This window comes from Streptomyces violaceus, assembly GCF_036014075.1.
In the GTDB taxonomy this organism is placed as follows: Bacteria; Actinomycetota; Actinomycetes; order Streptomycetales; family Streptomycetaceae; genus Streptomyces; species Streptomyces violaceus.
Map to the genome: position 1 here is coordinate 8,562,815 of NZ_CP107911.1, position 16,826 is coordinate 8,579,640.

Below are 16,826 nucleotides of genomic sequence, written 5' to 3' on the forward strand. Positions count from 1 at the left end.
GCGCACCGGCGAGGACGGTAGTCCCGACGCTGACGCCGCGTGCCGTACGGGGGCAGCGCCGCCGCCAGCCGAACCACCCGGCCCTCGCCGTGTCCGGTGCCTCATCGGGGGCGGCTTGCTGCGCGTCGGTGCCATCGCCCTCGTTCCGCGCGGGGGTGACGACGCCGGGGTGTGCGGCCGCGGCCCCACCGCCCGCTTCCGCTTCGACCGCACGGGAGTGCGACTCCGCTTCGACCGCACGGGGGTCCGCTTCCGCTTCAGCGGCACCGGAGTCCGACTCCGCCCCGCAGGCATCACCGTCTGGTTCTGTCGCGCCGGTGTCTTTGTCCAGACCGGCCCCTGCCTCACTACCGTCTGCTTCGGCTTCGGCTTCGTCTGTGCCACTGTCCGGTTCTGCCGTGCCGGTATCGCCGTCCGTTGCCGTCCCGCCGGCGTCGTCATCCGGTTTCGCCCCGTCCCCGGTCGAGTCCGACTGCTGACGGGAGCGAGTGAATTGCGACACCCGGAGGTCCTTCCGTGCGGTCTTGCTAGGCATGGCAAACAGAGCCCGGTGAGCCGAGCCTGCCACCACCAGTACGTCCGCACGTCACCTTAGGTTCAATCGACAGGCCGAAGAATCACCCGTCCGCAGCCAACGCCACCTCGCGCGCCCACCGGTAGTCCGCCTTGCCGCTCGGCGACCGCTGGACCGACTCCGTGATCACCAGCTGGCGCGGGATCTTGTAGCCGGCGAGCCGGTCACGGCAGTGTGCCCGGATGTCCTCCAGCGACGGCCGCGCCGCCCCCTCGCGCAGCTGCACGACGGCTGCCACATGGTGGCCCCACTGGGGGTCCGGCACCCCGGCCACCAGCGCGTCGTAGACGTCCGGGTGGGACTTGAGGGCCTGCTCGACCTCCTCCGGGTACACTTTCTCGCCGCCGGTGTTGATGCACTGCGAGCCGCGCCCGAGGACGGTGACCACCCCCTCCGCGTCGACCGTGGCCATGTCGCCGAGCAGTACCCACCGCTCGCCGTCCCTCTCGAAGAAGGTCCCGGCGGTCTTGGCGGGGTCGTTGTAGTAGCCGAGCGGCACATGTCCGCACTGGGCGATCCGGCCCACCTCGCCGGTCGCCACCGGCTCGTAGGTGGCCGGGTCGACGACCTGCGTACGGGCGTTGACGCGGACCCGGAAGCCCCGCTCGGGACCCGAGTCCTCGGTCGCCGTGCCGTTGAAACCGGACTCGGACGAGCCGAAGTTGTTCAGCAGCATGGCGTTCGGCACCAGCTCCTGGAACTGCCGGCGCACCGTGTCCGACATGATCGCGCCGGACGACGACACGCTGAACAGCGACGAGCGGTCGATGTGCCGCAGCGGACCGACCAGCGCGTCGATCAGGGGCCGCAGCATCGCGTCGCCCACCAGCGAGATGCTGCTGACCCTCTCCTTCTCCACGGCCCGCAGCACCTCCTCGGGCACGAACTTGCGGTGGATCACGACCCGCTGCCCGAAGTTGAAGCCGATGAACGCCGTGAGGGTGGAGGTGCCGTGCATCAGCGGGGCCGTGGGGAAGAAGGTGATCCCCGCGCCACCGGCCGCGACCCGCTCGGCGAGCTCCTCCGGTTTCTTCACCGGCTCGCCGGTCGGGGCGCCCCCGCCGAGACCCGCGAAGAACAGATCCTCCTGCCGCCACATCACGCCCTTGGGCATACCGGTCGTACCGCCGGTGTAGATGATGAACTGGTCGTCCGCCGAGCGCGCCGGAAACTCACGCGCCGGTGACCCTTCGGCCTCGGCGTCCGTGAACTCCACACAGGGCACGGCGGCGGCCTCCGGCGCAGGAGTACCCACCCGGATCAGATGCCGCAGCTTCTCCGCACGCGGCCGGGCCGCCGCCACCCGGTCGGTGAACTCGGCGTCGAAGACCAACGCCACCAGATCCGCGTCCCGGTAGAGGTACACCAACTCCTCTTCGACATACCGATAGTTGACGTTGACCGGGACGATGCGCGCCTTCAGGCAGCCCAGCACCGTCTGCAGGTACTCCACCCCGTTGTAGAGGTGGAGACCGAGGTGCTCACCGGGCCGTATCCCGCTGTCGAGCAGATGATGGCCGACGCGGTTGGCCGCCGCGTCCAGCTCCGCGTACGTCAGACGGCGCTCCGCGCCCGTACCGGGATGGTCGGCGTACACCAGCGCCTCACGGCCGGGGACGACGTCGACGACCGACTCGAACAGGTCGGCAAGGTTGTACTCCACCGCTCCTCCTGACCCGGGACGTGCCTGGCATCGGACGGTTCGCCGGTCATCAGAGCAAAGGGCGGTCCAACTGTGAAGGGTCCGCGCGAAGAAAACTGACTACCTGTCAGAAAACCCTTGAAGTGCCTCACGCCCTACTGCAACCTGTTCTCGTTCTTCGAGAGGGGAGTTGGCCATGGGTGGGACGGAACACCTCACCGTGCAGCGCGAAGGCGCCACACTGGTGCTCACGCTCAACAGGCCTCAGGCCAGGAACGCGCTCTCGCTGCCGATGCTCGTCGGCCTCTACGACGGCTGGCTCGAGGCCGACGCGGACGACTCGGTCCGCTCGGTCGTGTTCACCGGCGCGGGCGGTTCGTTCTGCTCGGGCATGGACCTCAAGGCCCTCGCCGGGAACGGCATGGCCGGCGAGGAGTACCGCGACCGGCTCAAAGCCGACCCCGACCTGCACTGGAAGGCGATGCTGCGCCACCACCGCCCCCGCAAACCGGTGATCGCAGCCGTCGAGGGGTACTGCGTCGCCGGCGGCACCGAGATGCTCCAGGGCACCGACATCCGCGTCGCAGGCGAATCGGCGACCTTCGGCCTGTTCGAGGTGAAACGGGGCCTGTTCCCCATCGGCGGCTCCACGGTCCGGCTGCAACGCCAGATACCGCGCACCCACGCTCTGGAGATGCTCCTCACCGGCCGCCCCTACAGCGCCCACGAGGCCGCCGCCATCGGCCTGGTCGGCCACGTCGTACCCGACGGCACCGCGCTCGCGAAGGCACTGGAGATCGCCGAACAGATCAACTCCTGCGGCCCGCTGGCCGTCGAGGCCGTCAAAGCCTCCGTCTACGAGACCGCGGAGATGACCGAGTCCGACGGCCTCGCGGCCGAACTCACCCGTGGCTGGCCCGTCTTCGACACCGCCGACGCCAAGGAGGGCGCCCGCGCCTTCGCGGAGAAACGACCGGCCGTCTACAAGCGCGCCTGACCGAAGGAGCCCCGTGGCATGCCCGAAGTCCTCAAAGCCCCACTCGTCGTCGAGTTCCCCTTCACCCGCTCCCTCGGCCCCGTCCAGAGCGCCTTCCTGACCGGCCTGCGCGAACGCGTCGTCCTGGGTGTGCGGGCGAGCGACGGCCGCGTTCTCGTCCCGCCCGCCGAGTACGACCCCGTCACCGCCGAGGAGATCCGCGACCTCGTCGAGGTCGCCCCCACCGGCACGGTCACCACCTGGGCCTGGAACCACGCCCCCCGCCGGGGCCAGCCCCTCACCACCCCCTTCGCCTGGGCCCTGGTCCGCCTCGACGGCGCCGACACGGCCCTTCTGCACGCCCTCGACGCCCCGGTCCCCGACGCCGTGCATACCGGTATGCGCGTCCGCATCCGCTGGGCGGAGGAACGCACCGGAGCCATCACGGACATCGCCTGCTTCGAGCCGTACGACGGCGAACCCCCGCAACTCACCGGCTCCACCGGCGAGTTCGAGGACCCGGTCACCGGCATCGTCGCCGCCGCCCGCCTCGACTACACCTACTCACCCGGCCGCGCCCAGACCGCCTACATCAACGCCCTCGGCGGCCGGCGGACCGTCGGCGAGCGCTGCCCGTCCTGCCGGAAGGTCTACGTCCCGCCGAGGGGTGCGTGCCCCACCTGCGGGGTCGCCACGGACGAACAGGTCGAGGTCGGGCCGCGCGGCACGGTGACCACGTTCTGCATCGTCAACATCAAGGCGAAGAACCTGGACATCGAGGTGCCGTACGTCTACGCCCACATCGCCCTCGACGGCGCCGGCCTGGCGCTGCACGGCCGTATCGGCGGCATCCCGTACGACGAGGTCCGCATGGGGCTGCGGGTCGAACCCGTGTGGACGGAGGGCGCCCGCTATCCCGACCACTACCGGCCGACGGGTGAGCCCGACGCGGACTACGACACCTACAGGGAGCTGCTGTGACGAGCGCACCGCGGGACCGCGAGATCGCCGTCGTCGCCTTCGCCCAGACCGTCCACCGGCGCACCAGCGAGGAGCACTCCGAGGTGGAGATGCTCATGCCGGTGCTGCACGAGGTCCTCGACCGGACCGGCCTGAAGACCGCCGACATCGACTTCACCTGCTCCGGCTCCAGCGACTACCTCGCCGGACGCGCCTTCTCCTTCACCCTCGCCCTCGACGGCGTCGGCGCCTGGCCGCCGATCTCCGAGTCGCATGTCGAGATGGACGGCGCGTGGGCCCTGTACGAGGCCTGGACCAAACTCCTCACCGGCGACGCCGAAACCGCCCTGGTCTACGCGTACGGCAAGTCCTCGCCCGGCTCTGTCCGTGACGTCCTGACCCGCCAGCTCGACCCGTACTACGTGGCACCGCTGTGGCCCGACTCCGTGGCGCTCGCCGCCCTCCAGGCGCAGGCCCTCATCGACGCCGGCGACACCGACGAGCCCGCACTCGCGGCCGTCGCCGCCCGCAACCGGGAGGCGGCCTCCGCCAACCCGCACGCGCAGCTCAAGGGGCCCGTGCCGCAGGGGGACTACCTCGTACAGCCCCTGCGCACCGGCGACTGCCCGCCCATCGGCGACGGCGCCGCCGCCGTGATCCTCGCGGCCGGAGACCGGGCCCGTGAACTGTGCGCACGCCCCGCCTGGATCCGTGGCATCGACCATCGCATCGAGGCACACGGCCTCGGCGTGCGCGACCTGACCGACTCGCCGTCCACCCGCCTGGCCGCCGAGCGGGCCGGCGCGTTCGAACGGCCCGTCGACACCGCCGAGCTGCACGCGCCGTTCACCGCGCAGGAGATCGTCCTGCGCAAGGCCCTCCGGCTCGACGACGGCGCAGACATCAACCCGTCCGGCGGAGCCCTCGCCGCCCACCCGATCATGGCCGCCGGCCTCATCCGCCTCGGAGAGGCCGCCGCCCGTATCCACCGCGGCGAGTCCGACCGCGCCCTCGCCCACGCCACGTCCGGCCCCTGCCTGCAGCAGAACCTGGTCGCCGTACTCGAAGGGGAGCCCCGATGAGCAAGGAGCCCGTGGCCGTCGTCGGCATCGGCCAGACCAAGCACGTCGCGGCACGCCGGGACGTGTCGATCGCCGGGCTGGTCCGCGAGGCGGCACAACGCGCGCTCGACGACGCCGAGCTGGCCTGGGCCGACATCGACGCCGTCGTGATCGGCAAGGCGCCCGACTTCTTCGAGGGCGTCATGATGCCGGAGCTCTACCTCGCCGACGCGCTCGGAGCCGTCGGAAAGCCCATGCTCCGCGTGCACACCGCGGGCTCGGTCGGCGGCTCCACCGCACTCGTCGCCGCGAACCTCGTCGCCGCCCGCGTCCACGGCACCGTCCTCACCCTCGCCTTCGAAAAACAGTCCGAGTCGAACGCCATGTGGGGCCTGTCCCTGCCGATCCCCTTCCAGCAGCCCCTGCTGGCCGGGGCCGGCGGTTTCTTCGCCCCGCACATACGCGCCTACATGCGACGCAGCGGCGCACCTGAGTCGATCGGCGCCCTGGTCGCCTACAAGGACCGGCGCAACGCGCTGAAGAACCCCTACGCCCACCTGCACGAACACGACATCACCCTGGAAAAGGTGATGGCCTCGCCCATGCTGTGGGACCCGATCCGCTACTCGGAGACCTGCCCCTCCTCCGACGGCGCCTGCGCCATGATCCTCACCGACCGCGCGGGAGCCGCCCGGGCACCGCGACCGCCCGCCTGGATGCTCGGCGGCGCGATGCGCAGCGAACCGACCCTGTTCGCCGGCAAGGACTTCGTCTCCCCGCAGGCCGGCCAGGACTGCGCGGCCGACGTCTACCGGCAGGCCGGGATCACCGACCCCCGCCGCGAGATCGACGGCGCCGAGATCTACGTGCCCTTCTCCTGGTACGAGCCGATGTGGCTGGAGAACCTCGGCTTCGCCGGCGAGGGCGAGGGCTGGAAACTCACCGAGGCGGGCGTGACCGAACTGGACGGGGACCTGCCCGTCAACATGTCGGGCGGCGTCCTGTCCGCCAACCCCATCGGCGCCTCCGGCATGATCCGCTTCGCGGAGGCGGCGCTCCAGGTGCGCGGACAGGCCGGGGAACACCAGGTGGACGGCGCCCGCAGGGTCCTCGGCCACGCCTACGGCGGCGGATCGCAGTTCTTCTCGATGTGGCTCGTGGGAGCACGGCCCCCCGGCTCCTGAAACGGCTCCTGAAAGGTCCCCCTCACGTGCCCTGTTGGCCATGGGGCACGATCGCTAGGCTGGCCGCGTTCGACGAATCGGGAGGAGCACGGACGTGGCCGAGACCACCACCCAGCAGCGCCCGCTCATGGGCTGGGACAAGCCGGAGCTGGACCTCACCAACGCCCAGTGGCAGTCCAGCAGCCGTGGCGTGGGGGATGTCCAGATCGCCTTCGTGGAGGGCTTCATCGCCATGCGGAACAGTGGCCGCCCGGAAAGCCCTTCCCTGATCTTCACGCCCGACGAGTGGGGCGCGTTCGTGTCGGGAGCGCGGGAAGGGGAGTTCGACCTCACGTGACGCCGGCCGGGTGAGCCGTCCCGGACGGCCGTGACCCGACGGCCGATCCGGGGGTGTCGCGCCCGCATTTCCGGACACGCGACCCGAGACGTCCTCCCGGGGCCGGCGCCTGAGCCAGGCTGGCCCCCGGAAGGAACGGCCGTATCCCGGAGGTGAGGAATCCGTGAGCACCCTGCCGGTCATCGCGGCGGTCGACGGTTCGGACGACAGTCTGCGCGCCCTGGAGTGGGCCCTCGACGCCGCCCGCAGGCGGTCGGCGCCGCTGCGCGTGGTCCATGTACGCCAGTACGCCCACTGGGCACAGCCCGAGGTCCTCGCCGCCGGGCCGGCGGACCCACGGGACGACCCCGTCCTCGACTCGGCCCGCACCCACCTGGAAGGCCGCACCGGCCAGCCGCACACGAAGTACGTCGGCCTGGAGGGTGCGCCCAGTGCCGTCCTGCCCGAACTGGGCGCGTCTGCCCAGTTGCTGGTGCTGGGCTCCCGGGGTCGCGGCGGCTTCGCCAGCCTGCTGCTCGGCTCCAACGGCATGGCCGCCGCCCGCGACGCCGAGTGCCCCGTCGTCGTGGTGCGCCGAGGTGGACCTGAGGTCCACGGGGGGCCTTCCGGCGGCCCCGGATCGCGCGTCGTCGTCGGCCTGAAAGTGGACGGCCCCGACGAGGCCACGCTCGAGTTCGCCTTCGCCGAGGCCGCCCGGCGCGGGGCGCGGCTCCAGGCGGTGGCCGCCTACCCGTGGCCCGCGCAGCCCTGGATGATGCCCGGGGAGATGCCCCCGCCGGTGGTCGACCAGGATGTCATCGAGGACGAGGCCAGGGTCCTCGCCGAGGGCTTCCTCGCCCCGTACCGCGAACGGCACCCCGACGTCCCGGCCGAGCCGCTCGCCGCGGCGGGCGACGCGGCCGGACACCTCGTCGCGGCCTCCCGGGACGCCGACCTCGTCGTGGTGGGCCGGCACCGGCGCCACCTGCTGGCACCCGCCCGCATGATGGGCTCGGTCACCCACGCCGTCCTGCTGCACGCCGCGAGCCCCGTCGCGGTGGTCCCGCCGGCGCCGCCGAAGGACTGACCCCGCTGTAATGGATACCAGAAGGCCTATCATTAGCCCCATGCGGGAACCGATCAGCAGGGACGCCCGGCTCGCCCTGGACCTGGCCCTCACCGTCCGGCACGACGGCGACGGCGGCCTAGCCGACGATCTGACCGACCCGGCCGGCCTGACCGCCTGGGTCCGGGCACACCCCGAGGTCCTGCCCGACACCGAGGGGTTCACCGCCGACGCCGCGCGGCTCGCCGCCGTCCGCGAGCTGCGTGCCGCCGCCCGCGCGCTCTTCGCCCGCGCCGTGCGCCCCGGCGAGCCCAGCCCCGCGGACGCGGGCCGCCTCCTGCCCGAGGCCGAGGCCGTGCGGCGCCTCAACGAGGCAGCCGCCCGCACCCCCACCGTGCCGGTCCTGCACTGGCCCCGGGAGGCCGGACCCGTCGTCCAACAGCGGCCGGTACACGGCGCCGACGACCTGACGGCAACCCTCGCGCGCGCCGTGATCGCGTTCCTCGCGAGCCCCGACCGCGACCGGCTGCGGGCCTGCCACGCACCGCGCTGCGTGCGGTACTTCCTCAAGGAGCACCCACGCCAGGAGTGGTGCAAACCGTCCTGCGGCAACCGCGCCCGGGTGGCCCGCCACCACCAACGGCACCGGGCGACGACTTGAGGCCCTGTCGTAGGCCGACAGGGCCGCCGCCCGCCCGACACTTCGCAGGCCGGGACACGTACCATTGGCGACATGTCGTTCCTCCGCCGCCGCAGCGCCACTCCCGCCGGGCCTGACTTCGACGTACTGGCCATGGACCCGGGCGACTGGCCCGGCAACCTCGGTGCGGGACTGCTGCCCGCGCCCGACGGCACCTGCCAGGGCGTCTTTCTGCGCTACGACCTGTTCGGTGGCCGCGGCCCCGCGATGATCATCGGCAATCTGCCGGAGGGCTCCCCGGCGCGCGACGTCCCCGAGGGGCAGGTCCCCTTCGAGGTGGCCCAGCTGCTGCTCGCGCTGGAGAACGACGAGGAGGTCACCGTCGTCAGCACCGAGGACGTGCCGGTGATGCAGGGCGACAACCTCCTGATCGTGCGCCGCGTCAAGCTCTCCGAGGGCCGGATCTCCTGCGTGCAGTTCGACCGCAGCGACAACGTCCTGGTGACCATCGCCGCCTGGGACCGCCCCATCACGGACGACCTGTACGCCCTCCTCAAGCCGCTGCCCGCGGAGCTGTTCCAGCAGGGCTGAACCGGCGGCGGCACGCCACACACGAAAGGGCCGCTGGGCGCCTGTCCAGGCGCACAGCGGCCGCTTCGTCCCCGTCAGCGAGTGCCGACCGCCGCGCGCACGGCCCGCCGGGCCAGCTGGCAGTCGTCGTGCAGCCGCCGCAGCAGCAGCCGCTGCTCCTCGCCGGACGGCGCAGCACCAGGGTGGGCTGGGCCCGGTGCCGCCGGGGCCGGTTCGTGCATCGAACGCTGCACGGCCGTCTCGTACGTACGGATCTCACGGGTCAGCACCAGCATCAGGTTCACCAGGAAGGCATCCCTGGACGCCGGGCCCGCCGACTGGGCGATCTGGCTGATCTGGCGACGGGCCACCGGTGCGTCCCCGAGCACCGACCACAGCGTCGCCAGGTCGTAGCCCGGCAGGTACCAGCCCGCGTGCTCCCAGTCCACCAGCACTGGACCGGCTGGTGACAGGAGGATGTTCGACAGCAGTGCGTCGCCGTGGCAGAACTGGCCCATTCCCTGCCGCCCGGCCGCCTGCGCGATGCCGTGCAGCAGCTTCTGCAGGTCGCCCAGGTCCCGGTCGGTGAGCAGGCCGAGCTCGTGGTACCGCGAGATCCGCGCCGCGTAGTCGAGCGGGGCGTCGAAGGTGCCCGCCGGTGGCCGCCAGGCGTTCAGCCGGCAGATCGCGCCCAGCGCGGCTCTGATGTCCGCGCGCGGCGGTGCCTCGGCGGGGTGCCGCTGGAGCGCCGCCACCCGCCCGGGCATCCGCTCGATCACCAGTGTGCAGTTGTCCGGGTCCGCCGCGATCAGCCTCGGTACCCGCGCGGGAGGGCGGTGCCGGACGAACGAGCGGTACGCCGCTATCTCGTGATGGATCCGCTCGGACCAGGCGGGGGAGTGGTCCAGTAAACACTTGGCGACGGCCGTGTTGCGACCGGTCGTACCGACCAGGAGTACGGACCGGCCGTTGCGGCGCAGTACCTGCACCGGGGCGAACTCCGGGCAGATGCGGTGCACCGACGCGATGGCGGTGCGCAGCTGCGCGCCCTGGGGGCCGGACAAGTCGAGTCTTCCGCTGAGCGGTTGGGCTCCGAGAACCGCGCCGCGCCGTGCCCTGCCCGCACCGAGGACGGGGGCCGCCGGCCGCGCGGGGGCGAGGTAGGGGCCACTGTCCGTGGGACGCGGGTGCAGCGACCGGGGCGGTGCGGACACGGAGGATGATGCTGCGTACATGGGCGAGACAGATCCCTTCGTGTGCCTGCGACGACAGCGCACACCCGGCCCGGACTCCCTGGAGCATCCTGGGGAATGTCCCTGCGGCGACCGGGTCGGGGTGGCGCTTTCCTACCTGACACCGGATGTCCGGTGGCACACCATCTGGCGAACCCTGGCGAACCCTGGCGAATAGTCGCCCGGCATGTCTCCCCGGGCTACTGTCAACTCAGCCGAGTACCTGGGGGCTTGATGTGAGCGGACAACCCAACACCCGTCTCTCGGACCTGTTCGGCCTGGCCGGCTGGTCGAAGGGCGAACTCGCGAGGCTGGTCAACCGGCAGGCGGCGGCCATGGGCCACCCCCAGCTCTCGACCGACACCTCCCGGGTGCGGCGTTGGATCGACACGGGAGAGATCCCGCGCGATCCGGTGCCGCGGGTGCTGGCGGTTCTGTTCACCGAGCGTCTCGGCCGTGTCGTGACCATCGAGGACCTCGGTCTGGTCCGGCACGGGCGTGCGGGGAAACGGCAGGGCGGCGGGAGTGCGGAGCCTCCCGACGGAGTGCCGTGGGCGCCCGAGCGGACCGCCGCGGTCCTCACCGAATTCACGGGAATGGACCTCATGCTCAACCGACGCGGCTTGGTGGGCGCGGGCGCCGCGCTCGCCGCGGGATCCGCACTCAGCAGCGCCATGTACGACTGGCTGCACACCGACCCTGCCCTGGCTGTCGACGCTCCCGGCCCCGACCATCCCCTGCACGCCGACCCCGCTGGGTTCGACCGTTACGAGGCCGCCCCCATCGGGTCGCAGGAGATCGAGGAACTCGAGCGCTCGGTCGAGGTGTTCCGCGCCTGGGACGCGGCCCGCGGCGGCGGGCTCCAGCGCAAGGCCGTGGTGGGCCAGCTCAACGAGGTGGGCGGCATGCTCGCCTACCGTCACCCACCCCATCTCCAGCGGCGCCTGTGGGGCGTCGCCGCCAACCTGGCCGTCCTCGCGGGCTGGATGTCGCACGACGTCGGCCTGGAACCCACGGCCCAGAAGTACTTCGTCATCGCCGCGCACGCGGCCCGTGAGGGAGGGGACCGGCCCCGCGCGGGCGAGGCGCTCTCCCGTGCGGCCCGTCAGATGGTCCATCTGGGCAAGCCGGACGAGGCCCTGGACCTGATGAGGCTCGCCACGTCCGGTTCGGGCGACGACGTGCTGCCCCGCACCCGGGCGATGCTCTGCACCATCGAGGCCTGGGCGCAGGCCGCCATGGGCAAGGGCCAGGCGATGCGCCGCACGCTCGGGAAGGCGGAGGACCTGTTCGTCTCCGACAAGGCCGATGTACCGCCGCCGGACTGGATGCAGACTTTCAAGGAGGAGGACCTCTACGGCATGCAGGCCCTGGCCTACCGCACGCTCGCCGAGTTCGAGCCGGGTGCGTCCGCGCATGCCCAGCACTACGCGGAGAAGGCGCTGGCCCTGCGGGTGGACGGCCGGCAGCGGTCGAAGATCTTCGACTATCTGTCGATGGCGTCGGCCTGCTTCATCGCGGACGACCCCGAACAGGCGGACCGGTACGCGCGGTTGGCCCTGGTGTCGATGGGATCCAACTCCTCCCACCGCACCTGGGACCGGCTGCGTGAGATGTACCGGCTCACCGCCGAGTACGCCGGCTACCCGAAAATCCAGGAGTTGCGGGAGGAGATCAAGCTCGCCCTGCCGAAGACGAAGGGCAGGGGCGGGGACAGCGCACGGGCACGGGCCTGAGTTTTTCAGGACGTGACCTTGGCGACGAGCAGACAGGCGTTGTCCTCGCGCGCACCCTCGCCGAACTCCTGGACGACCGTCCGTACGCAGTCCTCCGCGGTGCGGTTCCCGGCCAGGCGCGGGGCCAGGTCGAGGAGGAGGTTCACCGCCGCCGCTCCGGTGTGCCCGGGTACCAGCCCGTCGGTGTGCAGGAGCAGCAGGTCGCCCACCTCGAGGGCCTCTTCGGCCTGTCCGTAGACCGCGCCCGAGGTGGCGCCGAGCAGGACGCCGTCCGGTGCGGCGAGCGCGCGCCCCGTCCCGTCGCGGAACAGCAGCGGGGCGGGGTGCCCGGCCTGCGCCCACACCAGGGTGCGGGTCCCGGGTCGGTAGCGGCAGCAGACGGCGCTGCCGAGGGCGGGTTGCACGGTGGCGTCGAGTAACTGGTTCAGCCAGGCCATCAGCTGTCCCGGCGGGGCACCGGCCATCGCCATGCCGCGTACGGCGCCGAGCAGCATGGTCATGTTCGACGTGACGCCGACTCCGTGTCCGGTGAGGTCGCCGACACTGAGGAGCGTTTCGCCGTCGGTCAGTTCGAGCGCGTCGTACCAGTGGCCGCCGATCAGCGTGTTCGTGGACGCCGGCAGGTGGTGGGCCGCGAGGTCGAGGGTCCTGGGGCCCCGGTGCGGGAGCCGCAGGGAGCCGCGCCACGGCGGCAGCACGGCCTCCTGCAACTCGACCGCGATCCGGTGTTCGGTCTGCGCGGCCTGCCCCTGGTGGTGGAGCGAGTCACGGGTCTCGCTGACCACCCGCTGGCTGCGGCGCAGTTCGCTGACGTCCCGCAGCACGGCCCACATCGAGGCGGTGCTGCCGTCAGTGTCGAGCACCGGTTCGCCCATCATGTGCACGGTCCGGACGTCGCCGTCCCGGCGTGCGATGCGGAACTCGCCGTCGATGGGCCGGGCGTCGACGAGGCAGTTCGTGACCATCGCCGTCAGCTTCGGCCGGTCCTCGTCGAGGACCAGGGACGGCATCTCGTCGAGGGTGAGCGGCGGAGCGGCGGGGTCGCGGCCCAGGATCTGGTAGAGCTCCCCGGACCAACTGGCCTCGTCCGTCAGCAGGTTCCACTCGGCGCTGCCGACCCGGCTGAGCAGCGAGCTCGGCGGGGGCGCGGCCGGTTCCAGGGGGGCCGCCGCGGGCGGCGGGCCGTCCCGCAGCTGAGCCAGATGCTCGTCGAGGTCGTTGAGCTGGTGCAGGGCCAGGTCGTACAGGGCGCGCTGCCAGCGACCCCGCGGGTGGTCCGATCCGTCCCCCTCGGCGTCGCGCCGCACCGCGTCCATGTCGCCCTTGAGCCGCCGCGTCTGCGATATGAGCGCGTCGACCGAGCCGCGTCCGGGCGGCTGGGCGGCTGGGCGGTCCGCGGAGAGGTGGGACGGCATGACGCACTCCGATGCGGGGACGATACGACCAAGGCGGACGGAGGGACCGTTACGACTGTCGCACAGCCCGCGACGCCCTGTAAGGGATTTGGCAACACACCATACGGTGGTGCTTCTGGCATATGCCATAGTCTCACGGAGTTACTCCGAGGTAGGCGCGAGGCGCGCCGATCGAATGCCCAAGTCGTAGGTTACACAGGGCATTTGACGACTCGTGGGTAACGTCGCGTCCCGGTGCCGCGTACGTTCGACGGTCCTGTGTTCGAGGTCTTCAGTACCGCAGGACCCCGGCGATCCCGTCCGCCTCGCCCAGTGCGCCGTCCGGTACGAAGCGGACGTCGGCGCCCGTCTCCAGGCACTGCTCGACGATCTCGTCCACGATGTCCTCGCGGGAGTCGAGATCGCCGGACTCGGCGAGGATCAGATGGTCCCCGGCGTCGCGGACCGTCACGCGGTAGTTCTCCTCGACGGCCAGCAGCCGGACACGGCCGACCCGGGCGCTCTGCCACAACTCGTCGACACCGGCGGCGAACTCCCGACGCCCGCGGGCCGTTTCGAGGGCGCGGCTCACGGCGTCCGTGTTCCTGAGGGCCGCCGCCTCGATCACCGGCCGCATGGCCTGCCAGACCCCCTCGGGCGTCCCGTGGGCGAGCCCGCCGTGCGGGACGTGCACCGCGCCCTTGGCGGCGCTGCCGACCTCGTCCAGCAGCGAGAGGGCGGCCGGCTCGCCGGTGACGTACAGCCGTCGCGGGTGGTCGCGCAGGACGCTGCTCAGCGCGGTGTCGGTCTCGCGCAGGAACTGGCGGGTGCGTTCTTCCCGGAAGGCGCTCGGCAGGTCCCCGATCCGCTGCTGCCGTTCCGGGTCGAAGTTCTCCACGCGTCTGGTCAGCGGGAAGCCGCCGACGCGTGCCTCGGTCACGCGGTCGACTCCGCCGTTCCACAGCGTGACGCGGTCCGCGGCGAGCGACAGCACCCAGAACGGCCGCCCGGCCGTCTGGGCGGAGACGAGATTGCGGGTGAGGAAGGTGTCCGAGAGCACCACGCGCTCGGGCACGGACCTGGCGAGCGACCACACCTGGTGCTCACCGGGAGCCGCGAAGATGACCAGGCCGTCCTCGGTGTGCGCCAGGTCGATCTCGGACAGGGCCCGGTCGAGGTGCCGGGCGACCTCGGTACGCCGATCCCGGCTGACCGCCGGATCGGCCTCCAGCTGCCTCTTGGCCTCGGCCACCACGTTGCGCAGCCGGACCTGGTCCTGGGCGTTGTAGGGCTCGCGCCGGTGGGTCGGCGTCAGCACGGAGACCGCGGGGTAGGGGCGCGGGCGCCGCAGCTCGGCAAGGGTCGCGGGACTCAGAACGTGCTCCATGACAGAACGATAGAGCCGAATCGCGATTGGGGCATTTGGGGCAATCGGTTACCCGGTTCGAGTGCTCGTGTGCGCGTGCGCGGGGACACGCTGGGGGAGGAGGTGGCTGCCGATGGCACGCCTGATGGTGGACGGTGCGGAGGTTGTGGTGCGGCTCGCGCTGCGGGAAGGGCTGTCGGCCCGGCGACGCGAGGTGCGGGTGCCGCTGGAGGCTGTGCGGGCCGTGCGCGTCGAGGGTGACTGGTGGCGCGGTCTGCGCGGCACGCCGCTCGTCGGGCGCTGCCGTCCCGGCCGGTGGTGCGTGGGGGAGCGGCTCCACCCTCTCGGCCGGGACTTCGTGGCGGTGCGGGCGGGGCTTCCCGTCGTGATCGTGGATCTGCGGCGGCCGGTGCCGTTCACACGTCTCGCCGTTTCCGTCGCGGACGCGGAGCAGGCCGCCGAGGCGCTTCGGCGACGTTCACGCGGGTGAGGACCGGGTGCGCCGTCCCGGAGCGGATCCGTGCTCTCACTCGGTGTCGTGGTCGGAGCCGCAGGAGCTGCCGTCCGGCGGGAGGGTGCCGTACAGCAGGAAGGCGTCGACCTTGCCGTGCACGCATTTGGAGGACCCGTAGCCGGTGTGCCCCTCGCCCCGGTTGTCGAGCACCACGGCCGACGAGCCGAGCCGCTCGGCCGTCTCCACCGTCCAGCGGTACGGCGTGGCAGGGTCGCCACGGGTGCCGACGAGCAGCATCCGCGCCGTGTCGACGTCCTTGACCTCGTCACGGATGAAGTCGGTGCCCTTGGGGCGGCCGTAGCACAGCAGCACCTGGGTGAGCCGGTACCGGCCGAAGACCGGGGACGCCTGTTCGTACCGGGCGCGCAGCCGGCCGAGGTCCTTGGTGACCTGCGCGGCGGCGGGGCGGTCGGGGTCGTCCGCGCAATTGACCGCCATCAACGCCGCCGGCAGGTTGTCCAGGGGTACTTCCTCAGGGTCGACGAGTCCGCGGTGCTTGCCCCGCAGCGGCGGGAGCGTGACACCTCCGGACGCGAAGGCCTCCAGGCCGCGCGTGTCGCCCTCCTCGAGCAGCTGGGCGACCGCCCGCTGCAGCGAGGGCCACAGCTCCCTGCTGTAGAGGCCCTGCCCGAGCGCGCCCGCGAAGTCCTGGCCGGAGAACGCCTCGCCGAAGTCCGTCGGCACCGGGTCCTCGTCGAGCGACTCGACCACCTGTACGACGTGTTCCCTGGCCTCGCGCGGATCCTGCCCGAAGGGGCAGGCGATGTCCTCCGTGCACCAGGTCAGGAAGTTCTCCAGCGCGGTCTGCTGTCCCCGGGCGCTCACCATGCCCTGCTCGGACAGCGGCTCGGTCAGCGTGTCCACCCCGTCCAGAGCCACTCTGCCGACCTTCTCGGGGAACCGGGCCGAGTACACCGCCCCGAGCCGGCTTCCGTACGAGAAGCCCAGGTAGTTGAGCTTGTCGTCGCCGAGCGAGTCGCGCATGACGTCCAGGTCGCGGGCGGCGTTCACCGTGCCCATGTGGCGCAGGACGGGGCCCGAGTGCTCGGCGCATTCGGCCGCTGCCGCGCGCAGCTTCTCGAGCACGGCCCGCGGATCGGCGGCCTCGGCGTTCCCGTCCGTAGCGTCCAGTGCGTCGGTGGAGGCGTTTCCGCAGCTCACCGGCGAGGAGCGGCCGACTCCGCGGGGGTCGAAGCCGACGACGTCGTAGCCGTTCGTCAGGCCCATGAAGTGTTTGCCGCCGACGGCGAGTTGGGTCACGCCCGGGACGCCCGGGCCGCCGAAGTTCAGCAGCACCGAGCCCCGGGACTTGCCCGTGGCCCGGTAGCGGGCCAGGGCGAGATCGAGAGTCCCCTTCTCGGGTCTGGCGTAATCGAGCGGGACGGTGACCTTGCCGCACTGCAGGTCCTTCGGCATGTCCATGCCCTCGCACGTCGACCACTTGACCTTCTGGTCGTAGAAACGCGTGAGGCCGGGCGGGGGGTCGTCGGCCGCCGGAAGGCCCGCGCCCAGCAGGGCCATCCCGGCCGCGCCGGTGACCGCGCAGCGCCGGATCGAGAGGTGCATGGACAGCTTGGCCAGCATCTATGCCTCCA

General features: G+C 71.9%; 15 protein-coding genes. 10 read left to right on the forward strand and 5 right to left on the reverse strand.

Features of this window, described 5'->3' with window-relative positions; translation table 11 throughout:
* Window positions 1-617: 617 nt before the first annotated feature.
* Window positions 618-2,237 (reverse strand): acyl-CoA synthetase, encoded by a 1,620-nt coding sequence (locus tag OG542_RS38560; protein ID WP_328417252.1) that lies wholly within the window; start codon window positions 2,235-2,237, stop codon window positions 618-620.
* Between the two features lie 175 nt (window positions 2,238-2,412).
* Between OG542_RS38560 and OG542_RS38565 the strand changes: the two genes are divergently transcribed.
* The 8 genes from OG542_RS38565 to OG542_RS38600 all read left to right on the forward strand — a co-directional run bounded on the left by OG542_RS38565 (window position 2,413) and on the right by OG542_RS38600 (window position 9,010).
* Window positions 2,413-3,213: a crotonase/enoyl-CoA hydratase family protein gene (locus OG542_RS38565; protein ID WP_328417254.1), complete on the forward strand. Its 801-nt coding sequence runs from the start codon at window positions 2,413-2,415 to the stop codon at window positions 3,211-3,213.
* Window positions 3,214-3,231: 18 nt separating this feature from the next.
* On the forward strand, window positions 3,232-4,173 hold the full coding sequence (locus OG542_RS38570; RefSeq protein ID WP_328417256.1) for a Zn-ribbon domain-containing OB-fold protein: 942 nt from the start codon (window positions 3,232-3,234) through the stop codon (window positions 4,171-4,173).
* Window positions 4,170-5,234, forward strand: coding sequence for a thiolase domain-containing protein (locus tag OG542_RS38575; protein ID WP_328417258.1), 1,065 nt, complete (start codon window positions 4,170-4,172; stop codon window positions 5,232-5,234). The genes OG542_RS38570 and OG542_RS38575 overlap by 4 nt, the downstream gene beginning before the upstream one ends.
* Window positions 5,231-6,397 carry a thiolase domain-containing protein gene (locus tag OG542_RS38580; RefSeq protein WP_328417260.1) on the forward strand — a complete coding sequence of 389 codons (1,167 nt, stop codon included), beginning with the start codon at window positions 5,231-5,233 and terminating at the stop codon, window positions 6,395-6,397. The genes OG542_RS38575 and OG542_RS38580 overlap by 4 nt, the downstream gene beginning before the upstream one ends.
* A gap of 94 nt (window positions 6,398-6,491) precedes the next feature.
* Window positions 6,492-6,734, forward strand: coding sequence for a DUF397 domain-containing protein (locus OG542_RS38585; protein WP_184595880.1), 243 nt, complete (start codon window positions 6,492-6,494; stop codon window positions 6,732-6,734).
* 163 nt (window positions 6,735-6,897) lie between these two features.
* Entirely contained in the window at window positions 6,898-7,800 is a 903-nt protein-coding gene (locus OG542_RS38590) for a universal stress protein (RefSeq protein ID WP_328417262.1), read from the forward strand.
* A 40-nt stretch (window positions 7,801-7,840) separates the two neighbouring features.
* Window positions 7,841-8,440, forward strand: coding sequence for a CGNR zinc finger domain-containing protein (locus OG542_RS38595; protein ID WP_311129704.1), 600 nt, complete (start codon window positions 7,841-7,843; stop codon window positions 8,438-8,440).
* Window positions 8,441-8,512: 72 nt separating this feature from the next.
* Entirely contained in the window at window positions 8,513-9,010 is a 498-nt protein-coding gene (locus tag OG542_RS38600) for a glycosyltransferase family protein (RefSeq protein ID WP_261683344.1), read from the forward strand.
* A gap of 74 nt (window positions 9,011-9,084) precedes the next feature.
* Here the strand turns inward: OG542_RS38600 and OG542_RS38605 are convergent, their stop codons facing one another.
* Window positions 9,085-10,224: an aminoglycoside phosphotransferase family protein gene (locus tag OG542_RS38605; protein WP_328417265.1), complete on the reverse strand. Its 1,140-nt coding sequence runs from the start codon at window positions 10,222-10,224 to the stop codon at window positions 9,085-9,087.
* A gap of 233 nt (window positions 10,225-10,457) precedes the next feature.
* Here OG542_RS38605 and OG542_RS38610 point away from each other — a divergent pair, with 233 nt between their 5' ends.
* Complete coding sequence (locus tag OG542_RS38610; RefSeq protein WP_328417267.1) at window positions 10,458-11,957, forward strand: DNA-binding protein NsdB; 1,500 nt, start codon at window positions 10,458-10,460, stop codon at window positions 11,955-11,957.
* A gap of 5 nt (window positions 11,958-11,962) precedes the next feature.
* Here the strand turns inward: OG542_RS38610 and OG542_RS38615 are convergent, their stop codons facing one another.
* Complete coding sequence (locus OG542_RS38615) at window positions 11,963-13,372, reverse strand: PP2C family protein-serine/threonine phosphatase (RefSeq protein WP_328417269.1); 1,410 nt, start codon at window positions 13,370-13,372, stop codon at window positions 11,963-11,965.
* 271 nt (window positions 13,373-13,643) lie between these two features.
* Window positions 13,644-14,738 carry a baeRF3 domain-containing protein gene (locus OG542_RS38620; RefSeq protein ID WP_328417271.1) on the reverse strand — a complete coding sequence of 365 codons (1,095 nt, stop codon included), beginning with the start codon at window positions 14,736-14,738 and terminating at the stop codon, window positions 13,644-13,646.
* Window positions 14,739-14,850: 112 nt separating this feature from the next.
* Between OG542_RS38620 and OG542_RS38625 the strand changes: the two genes are divergently transcribed.
* The gene (locus OG542_RS38625) at window positions 14,851-15,207 is read left to right on the forward strand and encodes a hypothetical protein (protein ID WP_328417273.1); all 357 of its coding nucleotides are present in this window, start codon (window positions 14,851-14,853) and stop codon (window positions 15,205-15,207) included.
* A gap of 36 nt (window positions 15,208-15,243) precedes the next feature.
* Here the strand turns inward: OG542_RS38625 and OG542_RS38630 are convergent, their stop codons facing one another.
* Complete coding sequence (locus OG542_RS38630) at window positions 15,244-16,815, reverse strand: alpha/beta hydrolase (protein WP_328417275.1); 1,572 nt, start codon at window positions 16,813-16,815, stop codon at window positions 15,244-15,246.
* Between the last annotated feature and the right edge of the window lie 11 nt (window positions 16,816-16,826).